Here is an 18,787-nt window from a genome sequence, read left to right as displayed (position 1 = left end):
GCCCCGTCAGGCGGCCAGCGAGATGGTCTTCACGCACCGCGTCGTCGGTACGAACGGCAGGTACGAGATCCGCATCCGTTCCGCGAGTTCCAGCCGATGCTCGCCTGCCGACAGTCCACCGTCCTTCAGCACTGTCACCGTGGCGACCTCGCCGAAATTCCAGCGGTCGCCATGCTCGTTCTCCATCTCGTCGAGCGTCCAGGTGCGGCCGCGGAGCGTCAACCGCACCGCTTCCCGCGGTATCGCTTCGCCGTCCAGCGTCACTGCGACGTCTTCGATCATCGAGAGGCCCAGGCCCCGGTAATAGGGCAGTCTTGCGCCGAACGAGAAGCCGATAGCCGCGCCGTTTTCCGCGACGTTTGCGACTGTGTCTTCGCAGATCATGTGTTGATCGAACATCGTATCTACCTTCAGGCTGCGCGTGCGGAGGAATTGGTCGTCGCGACGGGCTCGTCGATCAGCCGGACAAGCATCGCCTGCTGGCGGCGGACCTGCTCGACGGACTCGACCGAATGAGCGTCTTCGATCCAGCGATTGCCTTCGTATTCGGAGCAGATGTAGCCGGAGTATCCGCCTTGCTTGAGAACCTGGACGATCTCGTCATAGGGGATCGACGGTTCCACAAGGTCCTCGGTCATCTCGTAGAACTTGCCGTGGACGTTGTGGATGCGTCCCATGAAATCGAGCATGCGCTTGGGTTCGTAGGCTGCGTTGTGACGCAGCGTCTCGGCCATCGCCATCGCGGCCCCCTCGCCACCCATCTCGCGCACGTTCATCACGATGTATTCGCTGAGCGTACGGTCCTCATATGCCTTTTCGATGTAATCGGCGATGTGACGCGGCGCGCCGTTACGGATGAAGCGCTCCTTCCAGACGGGCGGGAAGCGATGCAGGAACATGCCCATGTCGGGCAGGAAACCCAGCGCGCCGCTGCCCGATTTCTCGTACGCCTCGGCATGCCGGACGATCCAGGGATGATCGAAGTGCAGAGGCGCGTGCACCTCGAGGAGGATCTTAATGCCCTTCTCCTCGGCATGAGGCGCACTGGCAACAAGCACCTCAGGAGACACCGAGACCAGCGACCTGACGAAGGTCATACCGAGCGCCGCGGCGAAATCGATATCACGATTCATGCTGGCGACCTGCTCGTCAAGCGCCATGACGCGGCCGTTGTAGCGCTTATAGTCGAGCATCGCATCATGCGCGACGGGCACTGTCCCGTACTTCGTCATCAGGGCATGCCAGTCGGTGATCTTGTTCTCCGGAACGGGCTGTTCGGGCCACCCCCAGAATGTCTGTTCGCCGATGACCTCGATTCCGGTCGCGCCCATTTCCGCGCAGGTCCGGATACAGTCCTCTAAGGTCATCTTGCCGAGGAACGTCTCGTTCTGGAAGCTGTAGAGGCTGACGCCTCGCTTTATAGTTCCGGTCATGCTGCATCTCGTTTCAGTCTAAAGGGTCAGGCCGTGGCGGCGGTAAGGGCTGATGGCGTGCGACGGCTGGCGACGAAGGCGATCAGCGCAACGACGATGCCGAGAACCCCCATCGCGAGGAAAGCCGATTGCATCGTGCCGAAGGCGTCGTTGAGCTTGTGAACGAACCAGGGACTGGAGAACTGGCCGAAGAAGAAGCAGGCGGTCCAGATACCCATCCCGCGGCCGCGATGTTCGAAGGTGAGCTTCGAGCTGGCCCAGGCGATCAGAACCGGGACCGCCATGCCGACGCCGGTCTGCTGGATCACCAACCCGGCAATCATCCAGCGATAGTCGACCGCCAAGCCGATACCCGCCAGTCCTACGCCGACCAGCAGGAACAGCGTACCGATCTGCACCGCATTGGAGCGGCCGCTCATCACTCTAAAGATGACCGAGCCGAGCACGACGAAGAGGCTGGGGATCGCGGTCAACTGACCAAGCCGGGCGCCGTCCTGTACGCCCACTTCGCGGAATGCGAGGCCGCCGTTGATGATGAAGACGTAGTAGAGTGCCGAGGCCAGCAGGGTCACGCCGCCGATCAGTGCAATCACAGCCCACGGAAACGGCGTAGAGATATCGGGCGCAGCGACGATCTCCTTGACGGTCGCGCCATCCTTCTTTGGCTCGAACAGAAAGGCGAGCATCGCGAGGAAAATCGGAAAGGCGACCAGGTAGACGAGGAAGATCCCGTTCCACCGCACGCCGCTGGCTGCACCCGACAATAGGATGACGCCCGATGCCATCAGCGGCCCGGCGAGGCCTTGCAACAACAGCCAGTCGCGGCGCCCGCGGTCATCCCAGTAATCGCCGAGCAGCGTGTTGACGATCGTCAGAATCGCCGCCTCCGCAACCCCGAGCAGCAGGCGCGAGGCGAACACGGCGTTCAGGCTGTCGAGAAAGAAAGGCGCGGTGCCGAAGATGCCGTAGAAGAACGTCGCCCAGATCAGCAAAGGCCGCCGCCCGAACTTGTCGATGAAGAACCCTGCAAACGGCGCGATCAGTGCGATGGTCAGGCCAGGCGCCGACACCATCAGCGGCACCTTCCACCGTGCGTCGGGGTCGGCCGAGAAATGGTCGATGATCGACGGAACCGCCGGAAACATCGATACGATGGCGAAGATCGGCAGGAAAGCCGCCGTGACGATGGTGATGCCCTGAGGCACCATCGTTAACCGTCGTATCGAATCCAGTATCGAACGCATTTCGCCTCTCCCGCCATGTTTCGCCACGGCTTTAATAGAACTAGCATTCTAGTTATTGATCGGGCTGTCAAGCCTGTACGACCCGCTGGTCGATCGCACCGAACAGCGGCGCTCCGTCTCTGGCACGTGCCTCCATGCGGACCCGGTCACCGAACGTCATGAAGCCGGTGGTCGCGGTGCCGGTATCGACGATCTCGATACCGCGGCGCTCCGCAATACAGGACGAACCGACGTCCCGGAAATTCACGTTGGAGACGGTGCCCGATCCTATGATCGTCCCCGCCGGCAACTTTCGGGTAGCAGCGGCATGCGCAATCAGCTGAGCGAAACTCCACGCCATCGCCCCGCCTTGCGCGCGTCCGAACGAGCGACCGTTCCAATCGACTTCGAGTATCAGATCCACGCCGCCTTCGGTCCATGCCGTTCCAAGCGCGTCGGGCGTCAGCGCGACCGGCGCCATGCTGCACGCCGGCTTGGCTTGTATCCAGCCGAACCCGGTCTTCATTTCGGGGCCTGCCAGCGCGCGCAACGACCAGTCGTTGATCTGGACGACGAGCCGGATCGCTCTTGCACACTCCTCGACTGGTGTGCCGACCGCGACATTGCCGAGAACGACCCCGAACTCGCCCTCGAAATCGATGCCGTGCGAAAGGTCGGGAAATGCGACATCCTCGTGACCAGACAGGAAATGGTCGGACAGTCCCTGATACATCAGAGGCCGCCCGGTTTTCTCCGGAACGATACCTAGGACCTGATCCATCAGTTCGCCGTGCGACGGGTAGGCGGACCCGTCCAGCCATTGCCAGGCGCGTGGCAGTGGTGCCATCGCGGCAGACGGATCGAAAGCTTCCCCCTGCCCTGCTTCCACTCGCTGCTGAGCCGCACGGCACACGGGGATTAGATAATCCCAATCGTCGAGCAGCACCTGAAGCGTAGCGACGCCTTCCACCAGCAGCGCTCTGGCGTGGTCGATCGAGACGACGGCCAGCCTGCCGTCGCGGCTGCCGTCATTCAGAGTCGCAAACCGCATCTTGATCCTCTCAATCGGTGTCGAATAGGCGCTGGGGAAACCGTCGGCTGAGCACGGCGACGCAGAACAGCAGGAGACATATGCTGATCGCTGTTGGGATGAGCGCGGCACGTGTCTCGGGCGCGGACGTCGCCCCGCCGGCCATGACGAGGAACAGCGTTCCGACCGTTGCGGCACCGCCGGCGTTTCCCAGTTGCTGGACCGTCTTCAGCGCACCGCCTGCAGCGCCGGCATGACGCGTGTCCACCCGCGCGAGCGCGATCGGCGACAGCGGCCCCGCACAGGTTCCCATGCCGAGACCGGCGATCAGGAGTGCAACACCGATCAGCGGCACGCTGCCGCTGGTTGCCACGGTCACCGTCACCCCGGCCACCCCCAGCGCCATTGCCCCGGAACCGACCGCCAGCACCGAACGGCCCAGACGTGGCAGGATACGGCGACCGAGCAGGCTGATCCCCAGCCCCACGCCGACCGCGAATGGAATGTGCAGCAATCCGGCCGACAGCGGGTCAAGGCCGAGCCCGACCTGCAGTACCAGCGTCAACACCAGCAGGAACCCTCCCCCCGCCACAGCGAAGACGAGCGACGTCAGCAGGCCGTTGGAGAAGCTGCGATCCTGGAACATCGCCGGATCCAACAAGGCCGAGCCAGTGCGCACAGTCTGCCGGCGCAGATGCCACCACAGCACCACCCCGAGCGGCACGGTCGTCGCGAACAGTCCGAAGCACCACCATGGCCAGTCGAGCGCGCGCGCCTCGATAAGCGGAAAGACGAGCGCAAACAGCAGGGCGACTACGAGCGCGTTCCCCGCCCAGTCGATGCGCAGAGGGTCAGGCGAGCGTCCGCCGGGCAGGAGATACCAAGCCGCGACAATGCCGCCCGCACCGATCGGAAGGTTGATTAGGAAGATCGCCCGCCAACCGAGGCCCGCGATGTTTGCCTCGATCAATGCGCCGCCGATCACCGGTCCCAATACCGCGGTCAGCCCGCCAAGTACGCCGAAGAACGACAGCGCCGCAACTCTCTCATGCGGAGGATAGAGGAGCTGGACCAAAGCAAGAACTTGCGGCCCCATGCACGCCGCGGTCGCCCCCTGTACCAGACGCGCCACGATCAGCGCGGTCGGCGTGGGTGCAACGCCGCACAACAAGGATGCGAGCGTGAAGCCCAACATGCCGCCGATGAACATCCGGCGATAGCCAAAGACATCTCCCATGCGGCCGCCGCTGATGAGCAGCATTGCGAAGGCCATCGAATATCCGGCCACCATCCATTGCACCGCAACCGGTCCGGCGCCGAGGTCGGCACGGATCGCGGGAATCGCGATATTGACGATCGTGCTGTCGAGCACGTCCATCACGAATGCCACCGTCAGCGTCGCGAAGGCCAGCGTGCGGGCGCGCGGCGCGAGCGATGACGCCTGATCGCGTGCGCTCGCCACGGTCGTCATGGCTAGATCGTGCCTTCTCGAAGCATCGATACCGCGTTGGCACAGGCGCGCGCCGTCAAGGCCATGTAGGTCAACGACGGGTTCTGGCAGGCGGACGAACTCATTGCTGCGCCGTCCGTCACGAACAGGTTTGGTACGTCATGCGCACGGTTCCACTTGTCGAGGACGGACCGGGCCGGGTCGTTCCCCATCCGCGCTCCACCCATCTCGTGGATCGCCGACCCGCCCGCGCCTGGCTGATCGAAGCCGAGGAAGACATGACCGCCTGCAGCCTCGAGCATGACCTTGGCCTGGCCCTTGGCATCGGCAAGCGCGGCATGTTCGTTCGCGCCGTGTTCGAACGCGATGTTCAACACCGGGGCACCGTGCGGATCGGTCTTCACGCGGTCGAGGGTGAGGCGGTTGCTGGCGCGTGGCAGGCTCTCGGCGAAGGTGACGAAGATCATCCGCCAGGGTCCCGGATGCCGCAACGACTCCTTGTAGTCCACGCCGAGCCCTGCCGCCCGTTTACCGGCCGTCCATGTGCTCTGCAGCGCGCCGCCCTGGAAGCTGTAGCCCCGCGTGAAGCCGGCACCGTCCTGTTGGTCCAGATTGCGGAACCGGGGCACCACGATCCCGGTCGGGCGGTTACCGTAGCTGGTATGCGTTTCGAAACCCGGCATGGCCGCGATGCCCGACAGTGTGGTCGCGTGATCCATGATGTGCGTGCCGAGCACGCCCGAGCTGTTGGCGAGCCCATTGGGGAAGCGTTCGGAGGTCGACCGCAGCAGGATATGGTTCGAATTGAATGCACCGGCATTGAGGAACACGAGGCGGGCCGTCGCCGTACCGCGTTTGCCGGTCTTGACGTCAAGATACCGCACGCCCGTTGCGCGTCCCGTTACCGGGTCGTGATCAACGCCCTCGACGACGCTGTCGGTGATGACCGTCAGATTGCCGGTGGCCTTGGCGGCTGGCAACGTCGAACTCTGCGTGGAGAAATAGGCGCCGTAGGAACAGCCACGCGCGCAGATCGAGCGATACTGGCACTTCGACCGCCCTTCCTTCGCTTCGGTCAGATTGGCGGTTCGGCCGACTGTCAGCCGACGATCGGGAAACGTGTTCATGAACACGTCGCGGCAATGCTGCTCGACCGCGTTGAGCGCCATCGGCGGCTGGAAACGTCCGTCCGGCAGAACCGCCAGCCCTTCGGCCGCACCGGATACGCCGATGAAGTCCTCGACCCGGTCATACCAGGGCGCGAGATCGGCATAGCGGATCGGCCAGTCGAGGCCGTGCCCGTCGGCCTTGTTCGCGCCAAAATCATAGTCCGACCAGCGATAGCATTGTCGGCCCCACGTCAGCGACCGTCCGCCCATCTGGTACGACCGCCACCAGTTGAAGTCCTTGCCGGCGGGAACGGCGTAGGGATTCTCGCGGTCGTTGACGAAATGATGTTCGGTGAACTCGGTGAAATGCCGGTTCATCGACTGAACCGGATACTCCGCCCAATAGCGTTCGGCATCGCCCATCCCGCGGAACGGGAGTTCCCAGGGTGCCAGTGTCTCGGTTTTGTACCCGGTGCTGTGCTCGATATCGCGGCCACGCTCGATCATCAGGACCTTCAGCCCCGCCTGCGTCAGTTCCTTGGCCGACCAGCCACCGGTTATTCCTGACCCGACCACGATGGCGTCGAATTCCTGCATCATCCGAACTCCACCGCTGTCCAGTCGCTTGAAAAGGCCCGATCCGACGGCTTCAACGGCACGTCGGGATCCCAGCGTCCAGGAACCAGTTCATACTGGAGCTCCTTCGAACCGCCCGCTTCCGACGTGTAGTATCCCGTCAAGATCAGGTCCTTGATCTTGTGCCAGGGATCCTTGTCGTTGCCCGGCGCGAACGCGCGTGTGTCTATCGCCGTCAGCGCAGCGCGTTGGGCAGCGGGTGTCGCCTGGTTGAAATCGCCCCCCGCCTTGATCCGCAGCATGATCGCGAGATCGTCGAGCAGATATAATCCGCCCCGTGGCGTGGGTGCGGGACCACCACCCTGGATCGCGGCACCGGATGCGGGTTCGCGCGTCCCGTCGAGTCCGTGATTAAGCGCCAAAACGACGAAGTCCCCAACGCCGACGTCGGACGCACCTGGCGTGTCCGTGCGCGGAATGACGAGATCGGAGACGGTGTCGATCATCCGGCGCTGGTCCTCGGTCGCCTCCCCCTTCTCGCCCTGACGGGCTTTGCCCCAGATCCACAGTGGTGTCCCGACGAGGGCGGCGAGCACGAGCCCGCCGCCGATCGCGGACCGCCTATCGAACTCGCCGAGCCCGTTATCCGCCACGTACCTGTGTCCTAGAACTTGATGGTCGCTTGCGCACCGTAGGTCCGCGGGGCACCGAAACTAAAATTGTAGACGTTGATGCCACCCCCGGTGAAGAAGCCGTAGCCGATCGGCCGTTCGTTCTCGAGATTGCGAACGAAGCCCTGGATCGAGAAGCGATCGCCTGGTGCCGAATATTCGAGGCTGAGATCGGTCTGCGTGTATGCCTGCTGGCGCTCGGCTTCCCAGTTGAACGGCGTCAGGAAATACTGCGACTTGAAGCGCGAAAATCCACTTGCGACGAGCTTGCCGTCGCCGATCGGGAAGGTGTGATCGTAGCCGACCGCGATCGTGACCTTTGGTGCCTGAGGTGGCGTGTTGCCGGACAGGTCGATCGGGAACGTCCCATTCAAACCGGACACCGCACCCGGGAAGTCGGTGAACTTCGCATCCAGGTAATTGAAGGTCAGATGCGCGCGATCGCGATCGGACAGGACGAACGTGCTATCGGTCTCGATACCCCAGATCCGCGACTTGCCCGCGTTGAGCGTCCGGGCACCGACCGACGTATCGAGTAGCACCTGAACCTGCTGGTTGGTGTATTTGTAGTAGAAGGCCGAGACGTTGAACTCGACCGTCCGGTCCGCAAAGCGGTTCTTCGATCCGATCTCATACGCCGTCAGCGTCTCCGGTGCATAGTCTCCAACATTGTCGAAGCCACCGCCCTTGTATCCGGTCGAGACCTTTGCATAGAGCAGGTTATCACGGGCTGCCTTGAAGTCGACGCCGGCGTTCCACGTGACCTTGTTCGATTCCTGGCGCGGGAAGGTGGTGACGGCACCGGGCGATCCGTCAGCGGGTGGCGTCGGCCCGGAATTGAACTGGAAACCGTAATTGTCGTAGCGGCCACGCTTCTTGTCGTCCGTGTAGCGAATGCCGCCCGTCAAGCTGAGCGTGTCGGGCAGAACCCAGTAGGTGGCCTGACCGAATGCGGCTTTCGACGTCGAGTCGACATAGGGTCTATAGAAAAAGTTCAGCAAACTACCGTTTGGTCCCGCTTGCGGCAGGAAGAGGCCCCGGGCGATATCCTGCGACTCCTTGTAGTAGAAGCCGCCGGCCTGCCAGATGAATGCGCCTTCCTTGCCGCCCGCGAGACGGATTTCATGGCTCTGCGTGACGGAGTCTATCCGGTTGTTATAGTAGGTGAAGACGGCTGGCACGTACCCGTTCAGGGGCTGGCGCGAGCTGACGTTCACGTCGCGGTAGCCGCCGATATAGCTGAGCGTCGCAAAATCCAGATCCAGGTCCGCGCGACCACGGACCGCATATTGTTTGGTCCGAAAGAAACCGACATCGGCCAGGGGATAGCTGTCGCGGTCGAACGTCGGCTTGAACTGCGACGGCACGATCGCACCGGACGGCAGCGTGACCAGGCCGGGCGAGGTCGCCGAGACCTGAACGCCAAATTGCGACGGCGCGCTCTGGTTCACGTCGACATATTCGCCGGCGAAGTAGAGTTTAAGGCGGTCGAACGGCTCGGCATAGATCGAGGCTCGAAGTGCGTCGGAGTTGCCCGTATCGCCCTTTCCGCCGGGGGCGTTGTTCGTATAGCCGTCATGATCGGAATGGAGGCCCGCAATGCGGACGGCCACCTTGTCACCAAGTGGCAGATTGACGGCAGCTTGCGCCGTCTTTGAATCATAGTTGCCGTAGCCGACCGTCGCGAAGCCGGAAACGTCACCCAGCAACGGCTTGGCGGCAATCACGTTCAGAGCGCCCGCCGTCGAGTTGCGACCGTACAGTGTTCCTTGCGGGCCACGCAGGATTTCAACCCGCTCGAGATCGAACAAGGCGGCATTCAAGGCGACCGGGCGGTTGATGTACTCCCCGTCGATGTTGATCGTCAGTGCGCCGTCTGCGGTTTCCGAGACATCCTGGCTTCCGACACCGCGGATGCTGATGCGCGTGAACAGGGTTTCGGTCGTCAGGTTGAGGTCGGGTGCGAGGCGCGTAAGTCCGTTCAAATCGCCGACGCCGCTCTTGATGAGCTGATCCCCGTCGAACGCACGCATCGCGATCGGCGTATCCTGGATCCCAGTAGCGCGCTTCTGCGCAGTCACGATGATATCGCCTAACTGACCCGCATCGTCCTGCGCTGTGCCTGCCGTTGTCGCTGCGCCTTCCGTCGGTGTCGCTTCGATGGGAGCCGGGGGAGCTTCGGATGGTGGCGTTTGCTGAGCCTGCGCGGTCGCGGTCATCGCCAGCGTTGCGGCTCCGGCCAAAAGAACACGGATTACGGGTGCATTGCGCATTATGATCCTCTCCCTTCTCGATCGGCGGGTTTTTCCCCGCGCTGGTACGAATAAGAACTATGGTTCTAATAGATGCTTTGTTAGGGCTGTCAAGCAGTGGCATCAGGGCCGCAAGAGCCGGCGACATCAGATATTTACGTGGTCGACCAGCGCCATACCCGTAGTCGTGACGGCGAACTGGTTTTGGACGATGCCCGTCGTACGAATGACAAGTTTTTGCACGAGCGCCGGCAGCATCGGCGAACTGCTGCACGCCTTGGGGTCGACATTTTGGTCCGGGCAGTCGCGCCGGCGCTCCGGCGCGATTCTTAGCGTTCCCTGCGATCAGTCGGCTGAGCGAAGATATGCAGACGCCATATGGCCGAGATCCTCTTTCAGGACCTTCCATTCCCCTTCCACCCCATTTCCAGGGGTAGCGCCGAAACCAAGCGCACGTGCAATCGCAGAATAGGCGATGCGATAAGCAGACGCGACGGCGCGTTCGGGATCGGGCCGCTTAATCTCGTCACGATGCGCCAGAAGCGCCGTGCAGACCAGGTTCTCCACCTCCATGTAGCTGCGTTTGCCGGCAGCCAGCACGATGGGATCCGATCCGGCACGCAGCATCATCGGGCGCATCAGATCGGCATGTTCGTGAAGACATTCGGCGATCCCATCGATGATCAAGGGAACGAGTGTCCTGAGATCATCGGCTTGCGACTCGGCACGGTCGACGACTTCGCGTTGCGCCTTGTCGACGGCGAGGAGCACACGGCCCTGCACCGCTCGGATCAAATCGTCCTTGCTGTCGAACCGGTTGTAGATCGAACCGATCGAAACTTTGCCAGCCTTGCTGACCTCGAGAAGCGTGAAATCATCGCTGCCGCGTTCGCGCAGCAGGTCTTCAGCCGCGGCGATCATCCGGTCGTACGACGCTCGGCTACGCCCCTGCTGCGGGACGCGCGAGGGCGTGGCGGCAAGCTCCATTTCTATCGTCATCGCTTTTGCAGGCATCGCGAACGTCCCCGTTGACACGCGGCGCAACAGGCCGCTATCACTCAATTCAGAATGACGGTTCTAGTTCTGAACCGCTACTAGTCAGTTACACTTTGTGACGGACGAAAGGCAAATCGGCAGGGGACAAACCCGCCACTTCGGGAGAGATTTGATGCGATTTTCGGTTTTCTTGAATGCCCGCACCACGGCTGCGGACCAGGACCGTCAATTGATCCTCGATCTCGTCGATCACGCAAAGAAAGCCGAGGACCTTGGCTTCGACGCGGTCTTTCTTCCCGACCATCACTTCACCGGCTACATGCCCGTCGCGAGCGACCCGATGATGTTCGCCGCTTATCTGGCCGGCCAGCTGAAGAAAGTGCATTTCGGCTTCTCAGTCACCTCGGTTCCGCTTCACAGTCCAGTCCGCTTTGCCGAACGCGTCAACATCCTGGATCAGTTGACGGAGGGCAGGCTTCTAGTCGGCGTAGGGTCTGGTACCACGCCCGAGGAGATGATCGGCTTCGGCGTGAACTACAAGGAAGCCTCGGCGATTGCGGAGGCCAACCTTGCCATCGCCGAGAAGCTCTGGGCCAAGCAGATTGACGACGCGCCGATCGAATTCGAGAACGGACCCTATAAGGGCAAGGTGCTGCAGCGCATCGCGCCTGCGATGTACGGCAAACGTCACGCGCGGCTGATGCCCGTTGCCATGAAGGAGGCCAGCGCACGCCGTGCCGCGGAGCATGGCTGGCCGGCGTTCATTCCCGCGTTCACGCCGCCGAACATCGGCGGTACCGAGCCGCTCAAGCACGTCACCAAATACTTCACCGCTTATCGCGCCATGCTCGAGGCGGCCGGTCATGACGAGGCGATCGTCGCGGATGCCCTGTCCTGGACAACCCACACCTATCAATGCGTCCACATCGCCGAAAGCGACGACCAGGCACGCGAGGAACTGGAGATCATCCTGCGCGCCTACCAGGCTGCGGTCGATCGCGAGAAATATTATAACGACGCAGCCGAGCGCGATGCCGCGAACCAGAAGACCGACGACACGCCAATGGCGCTTACCGAGGACTGGATCGCGACCTGGTGCCTGCACGGCAGTCCAAAGACGGTCGCCGACCATCTCGCCCCTTATGCAGAGCTCGGCATCGGCAACGTGCTATGCGGCACGACGACCGGGCCGCTCGATCCGCAGCGGCTCGAATGGGCGAACCGCACGCTCGACCTGCTGGCACGCGACGTCATGCCACAGTTCAAGTCCGCGCAATGATCGCGCCGTACATCGTTGGCATCGGGGGGACCACGCGGCCAGGATCATCCGGCGAACGGATGGTCAGAGCGGTTCTTGCCGCGACTGAGCGGAACGGGGCGACGACGCGCATGTTCGGTGGTGCAGAACTGTCTGCGCTCCCCCATTTCGCCCCTGAAAACGCCGAGCGCAGCGATGCCCAGCGCGAATTCGTCGAAGCCGTCCGCGCCGCCGACGGGATCGTGATCGGCTCGCCGGGCTATCATGGCGGCGTGTCGGGTCTGGTGAAGAACGCCATAGATCTCCTCGAGGATCTACGGGACGACTGCCGGGTCTATTTCGATGGCCGTGCCGTCGGGCTGGTCGTCACCGCAGCAGGCTGGCAGGCCTGCGGCGTCACGCTTCAGGCATTGCGCGGGATCGTGCATGCAATGCGCGGCTGGCCGACCCCGATCGGCATTGCGGTGAATACCGTCGAGCAGCAACCGTTCGCGCAGGACGGATCGCTCGCCGACGACGGCCTGCGACGTCAGGTCGCGATGCAGGCCGACCAGATCCTGTTGCTTGCCGGAGCTACGCGATGATCAACGACACGCTGCTATCGTTCACGGCGGGCCGCGACATGTGGTCGACCGTTGCCGCGAACGACGTCCCATCCGCCAAGATGGCCGACGGTCCCATGGGCATCGCGAGCGGCCGGGTCGACGAGCGCGACGTATCGATCCTGACTCCGAGCGGCATCGCACTGGCGGCAAGCTGGGACCGGGCACTCGCCGGCGTTGTCGGCGCGCTGGTCGGCGGCGAAGCGAAGCGCAAGGGCGTTGACATGGTGCTGGCGCCCAATCTCAATCTCGCTCGCTCGCCGAACGCCGGCCGGGTGTTCGAGATGTTCGGCGAAGATCCCCTGCTTGCCGGAACGCTCGGCGTCGCGTGGAGCAGGGGTTTGCAGAGCCGCCGTGTCGGCAGCATTGCCAAGCATCTGGTCTGCAACGACTCCGAAACGCAGCGCGATCGGTACGACGCGATCGTCGACGAGACGACGTTGCGCGAAATTTATCTGCTTCCGTTTGAAATGGTGGCCCGGGCTGGCTGTGCCGGCATCCTGACGGCCTATAACCGCGTCAACGGCGACTATTGCGCGCAGAACGCGCCCGTCCTGACCGACATCCTGCGCCACGAATGGCGCTACGGTGGTTTCACGGTAAGCGACTGGTTCGGTACGCATGCCGGCGCGGAGTCCCTGAACGCGGGGCTTGATCTCGAAATGCCTGGCCCCGCCCGGTTCATGGGCACGAAGCTGCGCGACGCAGCGGCTGATGGTACAGTTGGTGTCAACCGGATCGAGGAAGCGGTCGACAGGATCCAGATCGCTGCCCGAACCTGGGCCGGCGGCGATGCAGGCGCTGAGCCGGGGGATCGAGATACCATCCTGGCCCAGGCAGCCGCCGCTGGTTTCACGCTGCTGCGCAATGATAGCGACCTGTTGCCGGTTGCGCCGGGCAGCGTTCGCCAGTTGGCGGTCATCGGACCAAATGCGCTCGCCCCCTGCTTTCAGGGTGGCACGTTCGCCAAGATCGCGCTCCGCCCCGATGCGATCCCGCCGGTCGAGGCGCTGCGCGCGCGGTTCGGCGCGGAGACGATCGTCTTCGCTCCCGGCTGCCCCCCCTCGCCGCGGCTGCCGGCAATGCCTGCACTCCCCGCGCGCGATCTCGGCGATGGCTGCGACGTCGGCATGACCGTCGATTACTTCGGTGGCCATGATTTCGCTGCAAGCCTGCTCGGCAGTGAGACGCGGAACACCAATTCGCTGACGTGGTTTCACGGTATGCATGACCTCGGCGCGTTCGACCGCAACGGCGGTATCCGGGCCAGTGGGCGGATAATGCCGACGGTCACGGGCATGCACCGCCTGCACATCGGTGGCACCGGATCGGTACGACTGGTCGTTGATGGCCGGCAGGTGTTCGCTGCGGAACGCGAGATCCCGGCAAGCGACGTCATGGGCGCGCTGAAAAGCGGCGACAGCGACCATGTCGAAGTCCTGCTCGAAGCGGGGATACCTGTACTTATCGAAGCAGAGCTTCGGTACACGCCAGCACGTGCCCATGGGTTATGGTTCGGGCTTGGGGTACCGAACGACGCGGCAACCTTGCTGGCCGAGGCGGAGGCAATCGCTCGGGGCGCCGACGCGGTGCTGCTGCTCGTCGGCGAGACCGCGGACGCCGGCGTTGAAAGCAAGGATCGCGATACCACCGCGATCCCCCTCGACCAGCAGGAACTCGCCGCGCGCGTGATCGCCGCCAACCCGCGAACGATCGTAGCGGTCAATGTCGGCCACGCCTTCGATACAAGGTTCGCCACCGACGCCGCGGCGTTGCTGGCGGTCTGGTATCCAGGCGAGGCGTTTGGGCCTGCGCTCGCCGCTGTCGTTGCAGGCGATCTCGAACCATCGGGGCGCTTGCCCGTCGCACTGGCGGCATCGGAGGACCAGTATCCCGCGTTACATGCGACACCCGACGCCGACGGCCGGCTGCCTTATGCCGAGGGCATCGGCATTGGCTACCGCGGGATGATCACGGCGGGCGTCCGTCCAGCGTTCGCGTTTGGCGAAGGGCTTGGCTACGGCCGCTTCACCTACGTCGCCGCAACCGCGACCACCCGGTCCGATCACGGCGTCGATTTGGTCGTGACCGTGCGCAACGACGGTTCGCGCGACAGCGCCGCCGTCGTCCAGGCATATCGTACCGACGGTCCTCTGGCCGGTTTCGCCAAACAGGTCGTCGCTGCGGGCAGCACGGTGGACATTCATCTCTTCGTCAATCCGATCGCGCTGCGGCGATGGAGCGGCAATCGATGGGTGTTCGCATCGGGCCAGACCACGCTGCGCATTGGCGGATCGTCGCTGGACCTTCCGCTATCGGTAACCGTCGCGTTCGACTGACGATGAATTTACAATGCCGGCGCTGATCGGCAGGCAAGGAGAGTGGATATGGCACGCGTTTCAGAAGTCCGTTACGTCGGCTATGCAGTTCCAGACCTGGAAGCCGAACGGCGGTTCTACGCCGACGTTTGGGGGCTGACGGAGGTCGAAGCCGATGACGGCATGGTGTATTTCGCCGCCGCAGGTACGCCCGAGAAATATGTCGTACGTCTCCGTCAGGACGCCGTACAACGGATCGACGTGATGGCATGGGCAGCCGAGACGCGCGCCGACGTCGATGCCCTTTTCGCGCAGGTCAAAGATGCGGGGGGCAAGATCATCACCGAGCCTCACGAGCAGACGACCCTGGGTGGCGGCTACGGCTTCCGGTTCTTCGATCCTGATGGCCACACGCTGGAGGTCTCGGCGGAGGTCGAGCGCGGGGAGTCACGCGATCTGAAGCGCGGCGAGGCGATCCCGGTCAAGATCAGTCACATCGTCATGCATTCGCCCGACCACCGGGCGACCGTGGCGTGGTACGAGAAGGCACTCGGTTTCCGTGTCTCAGATTGGCTCGGCGACTTTATGTGCTTCATGCGCTGCAATGCGTGGCATCACCGTCTCGCCTTCCTACCAGGACCGCCGTGCCTCAACCACGTCGCCTATGACGTGCTGACGATCGACGACATGATGAAGGGCATCGCCCGCCTCAAAAAGAACGACGTCGACATCAAATGGGGACCGGGCCGCCATACCGCGGGCAACAACACGTTCAGCTATTTCACGACGCCGGCGATGAACGTCGTCGAATATACGTCGGAACTGGAAGAGGTCGACGACGATCATCACCAGCATACGGTCCACGTCCCCTCGCCGGACACGATGGACCAATGGGGTACTGGCGTCGGCGGTCCACAGACCATGCCCAAGCCCGCACCCGATGCGGGCCTCTGGACTCCGGCCGCGGCATGATCCGGGCCGGTATAGCCATGGCCGGCATCGCCCTGATGGCGATGCCGGCCATGGCCCGTCGAGCCGACGAGACCGAACGAAATCGCGCGATCATGACGCGGTTCGCCGATATCCTGTACCGCGCGAAAGACGTGCGGCGAGCGTTCGACGACTTCGTGGTTCCGGACTACGTCCAGCACAATCCCGGCATCGCCGACGGTCGCGCCATGGCCATAACGTCGCTGGAGCCCTTGTTTTCGACGCCCGGCGCGACATTCGTTGTGAAACGGATCGTCGTCGATGGCGATCTGGCGATCATCCATTTGTTCGGTCGCGGCGATCCGAAGACGGCTGGCGGCGCCGTAGCGGATATCTATCGCCTCAAGGATGGTAAGATCGTCGAGCATTGGGATGTCATCCAGCCGATGCCGCAATCGTCCAAAAACCCCCACCCCATGTTCTGAGTATCTGCACCATGGCCATGTTCCAATATTTCCCCAATAATTACGTCTGGAACCTCTCGGTCGACATCGCGATCGAAAGCGGTGCGCGGATCGGCGAAATCGAGGAGATGTGCCGCCCTCTGCTGGAAGCGGCACAGTCGGGCGAGGACGCGGGTACCCCGCAGTTCATGCGCGAATGGGTCAAGATGGCCGACAAGCTGGTCGTTCTTGCCGCCGAGGACGAGGCATTGGGGCGGCACTTATCCGCCGGCACAAAACTCCAGCGCGCAAGCCTGTACTACATCACCGCCGAACGGATGCAGGGACAAGGCACGCCGGAGCGCAACGCCACGTTCGCAAAGGGTCAGGACAGTTTCCGGCGCGCCATGGCGCTGGGCAAGGACAACGCAGAACGCGTGGAGATTGCGATTCCGGGAGGCATGGTGCCGGGGGTGTTCACGCAAGCACCGGGCAAGGCGCCCGTCGTCGTGTTCGTCAACGGGCTCGATAGCTGCAAGGAGCTTCTCTACTGGACCGGCCTACCTCAGGCCCTGCTGCGCCGTGGAATATCCACCTTGTGCATCGATCAGCCAGGGTCGGGTGAGGCGCTGCGCTCAGGCGGGCTGCACGCCACCCACGAAAGCGAGCGCTGGGCGACCCCTGTCGTCGACTGGCTGGAAAAGCTAGCCGGCGTCGATGCTACGCGGATCGGGCTCTCGGGCATTTCGCTCGGCGGGTATTTCGTACCAAGGGCGGTCGCCTTCGAACCACGGTTCGCTGCAGCGGCGGTTTGGGGCGCCAACCACGACTGGGCGGAAGTGCAGCAGAAGCGCCTGCGCCGCGAGGGCGAGAATCCCGTGCCGCACTACTGGAATCACGTCATGTGGGTGTTCGGTGCCAAGGACATGGACGAGTTCCTCGACAAGGCTGCCGGTATGACGCTCGAGGGCATACTGGACCGGATCACGGTGCCGTTCCTAGTGACGCACGGCGACAATGACAGACAAATCGGCCGCGACTATGCGCACCGGACCTACGACCAGCTCGTCAACAGCCCCAAACGCGAACTCAAGTTCTTCACCGAACGCGAAGGCGGTGTCGAGCATGTCGGCGTCGATAATATGAGCTTCGGCCGCGACTTCATCGCCGACTGGCTCGCAGAAGCATTGGGAGGACATGTCGCATGACGCGGACGTTTATCGACCTGTCGATCACGCTCGATCCCGACGTGATAACGGATCCACCGTTCATGCGACCCTCGATCGCATATCAGACGCACGACCAAACCGTCGCTGAGCTTCAAACCTTCTTCCCAGGTGTCACTGCCGAACAAGTTCCCGGCGGGCTAGGGTTCGCTGCATCGGAGACGTTGACGCTGTCGACGCATAACGGAACGCATCTCGATGCACCGTGGCACTACCATCCGACGATGAACGGCGGCGAACGTGCGATCACGATTGATGAAGTGCCTCTGGAGTGGTGCTTCCAGCCGGGGGTCAAGCTCGACATGCGGCACTTCCCTGACGGTCATGTCGTGACGGCGGACGAGATGGCGGCAGCGCTCGACGCGGCCGGTCACACGCTTCGGCCATTGGATATCGTGCTGATCAATACGGCCGCTGGCGCGGCGCTCGGCCAAGCCGACTTTCTCGCGAAAGGATGTGGCATCGGCTACGAAGCTACGCTGTACCTGACCTCGCGCGGCGTTCGCGTGACGGGTACCGACGCATGGTCTTGGGACGCGCCGTTCGGCCACACCGCCAAGCGGGTTGAGGAGACGGGCGACACCTCGCTGATCTGGGAGGGGCATAAGGCAGGCCGAGACATCGGCTATTGCCACATGGAAAAGCTCACTAACCTTGATCGCCTACCCTGCAACGGCTTCATGGTTTCCTGTTTTCCAGCAAAGATAAAGCATGGCTCCGCTGGCTGGACACGGGCGGTCGCTATCCTAAACGATTAAGACAGTCGCTTCAGGATTTTGACGCGCAATCCCAGCTAAACGTTTAGGTCCCACTCAAAGATTAAGGCGATGTGCCGTAATTATGACCTAAGATATGGCCAATTAATCTAGATTTATAGCTAGCCCAAGAATGACCCATAAGTCGCCGTTTGGGTGCCCTTCCCCGCCTCCCAACTTCCGCCCTTCATTCATGGAGTTCCACGGTAACGCTTGCCTTCCGTTTAAGCGGTCGGTCGAAATGACTGCCTGGAAATCGATGGCTTCCGAAAGTCGTCCCGAACGATGCAAGATTAGCCGCCTTGCCTGGTCGCGCTCCTGAGTACGGGCGTAGCTCAGTACTGAACAGCTTTGATACGCGGCCGAACAATGCGCCTTAATAATGCCGACCGTCATAAAAGGTCATCATAACTGACGCGATTATGTCGCGTTGATATCATAGGCGAGGCGCTCGAGACCGCAGATTGGTCTTACATTGGGTGGGCCAGCCGTTCCGTTCTGGGGAAGCCTCTGCC

16 protein-coding genes are annotated in these 18,787 nt (G+C 62.8%); 7 read left to right on the top strand and 9 right to left on the bottom strand.

Annotated features, from left to right (window positions below; translation table 11 throughout):
• Positions 1–6: 6 nt before the first annotated feature.
• From IFT54_RS12530 to IFT54_RS12490, 9 genes are all read right to left on the bottom strand, one after another.
• Positions 7–399 carry a C-glycoside deglycosidase beta subunit domain-containing protein gene (locus IFT54_RS12530; protein WP_192070890.1) on the bottom strand — a complete coding sequence of 131 codons (393 nt, stop codon included), beginning with the start codon at positions 397–399 and terminating at the stop codon, positions 7–9.
• Positions 400–410: 11 nt separating this feature from the next.
• Positions 411–1,433, bottom strand: a complete 1,023-nt coding sequence (locus IFT54_RS12525; protein ID WP_192070889.1) for a sugar phosphate isomerase/epimerase family protein — start codon at positions 1,431–1,433, stop codon at positions 411–413.
• 26 nt (positions 1,434–1,459) lie between these two features.
• Positions 1,460–2,641, bottom strand: a complete 1,182-nt coding sequence (locus IFT54_RS12520; protein WP_244648926.1) for an MFS transporter — start codon at positions 2,639–2,641, stop codon at positions 1,460–1,462.
• A 103-nt stretch (positions 2,642–2,744) separates the two neighbouring features.
• Positions 2,745–3,707, bottom strand: a complete 963-nt coding sequence (locus IFT54_RS12515; protein ID WP_192070887.1) for a fumarylacetoacetate hydrolase family protein — start codon at positions 3,705–3,707, stop codon at positions 2,745–2,747.
• A gap of 10 nt (positions 3,708–3,717) precedes the next feature.
• Positions 3,718–5,157, bottom strand: coding sequence for an MFS transporter (locus IFT54_RS12510; protein WP_192070886.1), 1,440 nt, complete (start codon positions 5,155–5,157; stop codon positions 3,718–3,720).
• 2 nt (positions 5,158–5,159) lie between these two features.
• Positions 5,160–6,845 carry an FAD-dependent oxidoreductase gene (locus IFT54_RS12505; RefSeq protein WP_192070885.1) on the bottom strand — a complete coding sequence of 562 codons (1,686 nt, stop codon included), beginning with the start codon at positions 6,843–6,845 and terminating at the stop codon, positions 5,160–5,162.
• On the bottom strand, positions 6,842–7,474 hold the full coding sequence (locus tag IFT54_RS12500; protein ID WP_031441472.1) for a gluconate 2-dehydrogenase subunit 3 family protein: 633 nt from the start codon (positions 7,472–7,474) through the stop codon (positions 6,842–6,844). The genes IFT54_RS12505 and IFT54_RS12500 overlap by 4 nt, the downstream gene beginning before the upstream one ends.
• Before the next feature lie 11 nt (positions 7,475–7,485).
• Entirely contained in the window at positions 7,486–9,573 is a 2,088-nt protein-coding gene (locus IFT54_RS12495) for a TonB-dependent receptor (RefSeq protein WP_342354823.1), read from the bottom strand.
• A 516-nt stretch (positions 9,574–10,089) separates the two neighbouring features.
• Entirely contained in the window at positions 10,090–10,758 is a 669-nt protein-coding gene (locus IFT54_RS12490) for a TetR/AcrR family transcriptional regulator (RefSeq protein WP_042467529.1), read from the bottom strand.
• 154 nt (positions 10,759–10,912) lie between these two features.
• On the opposite strand from IFT54_RS12490, the gene IFT54_RS12485 reads away from it, so the two are divergent.
• The 7 genes from IFT54_RS12485 to IFT54_RS12455 are packed head-to-tail and all read left to right on the top strand — an operon-like array spanning position 10,913 to position 18,275.
• Positions 10,913–12,019: an LLM class flavin-dependent oxidoreductase gene (locus tag IFT54_RS12485; protein ID WP_192070883.1), complete on the top strand. Its 1,107-nt coding sequence runs from the start codon at positions 10,913–10,915 to the stop codon at positions 12,017–12,019.
• Positions 12,016–12,582 (top strand): NADPH-dependent FMN reductase, encoded by a 567-nt coding sequence (locus IFT54_RS12480; protein ID WP_192070882.1) that lies wholly within the window; start codon positions 12,016–12,018, stop codon positions 12,580–12,582. The genes IFT54_RS12485 and IFT54_RS12480 overlap by 4 nt, the downstream gene beginning before the upstream one ends.
• Positions 12,579–14,939: a beta-glucosidase gene (locus tag IFT54_RS12475; protein ID WP_192070881.1), complete on the top strand. Its 2,361-nt coding sequence runs from the start codon at positions 12,579–12,581 to the stop codon at positions 14,937–14,939. The genes IFT54_RS12480 and IFT54_RS12475 overlap by 4 nt, the downstream gene beginning before the upstream one ends.
• A gap of 48 nt (positions 14,940–14,987) precedes the next feature.
• Positions 14,988–15,890 (top strand): VOC family protein, encoded by a 903-nt coding sequence (locus IFT54_RS12470; RefSeq protein WP_192070880.1) that lies wholly within the window; start codon positions 14,988–14,990, stop codon positions 15,888–15,890.
• A gap of 17 nt (positions 15,891–15,907) precedes the next feature.
• Positions 15,908–16,333, top strand: a complete 426-nt coding sequence (locus IFT54_RS12465; RefSeq protein WP_192070879.1) for a nuclear transport factor 2 family protein — start codon at positions 15,908–15,910, stop codon at positions 16,331–16,333.
• 11 nt (positions 16,334–16,344) lie between these two features.
• The gene (locus tag IFT54_RS12460) at positions 16,345–17,499 is read left to right on the top strand and encodes an alpha/beta hydrolase family protein (protein ID WP_192070878.1); all 1,155 of its coding nucleotides are present in this window, start codon (positions 16,345–16,347) and stop codon (positions 17,497–17,499) included.
• On the top strand, positions 17,496–18,275 hold the full coding sequence (locus IFT54_RS12455; protein ID WP_192070877.1) for a cyclase family protein: 780 nt from the start codon (positions 17,496–17,498) through the stop codon (positions 18,273–18,275). The genes IFT54_RS12460 and IFT54_RS12455 overlap by 4 nt, the downstream gene beginning before the upstream one ends.
• Positions 18,276–18,787 lie beyond the last annotated feature (512 nt).

The sequence above is a fragment of the Sphingomonas sp. CFBP 13714 genome (assembly GCF_014842205.1).
GTDB classification, from domain to species: Bacteria; Pseudomonadota; Alphaproteobacteria; order Sphingomonadales; family Sphingomonadaceae; genus Sphingomonas; species Sphingomonas aerolata.
Note: the sequence above shows the minus strand (reverse complement) of the source record. Positions and strands in the feature narration are given on the sequence as shown.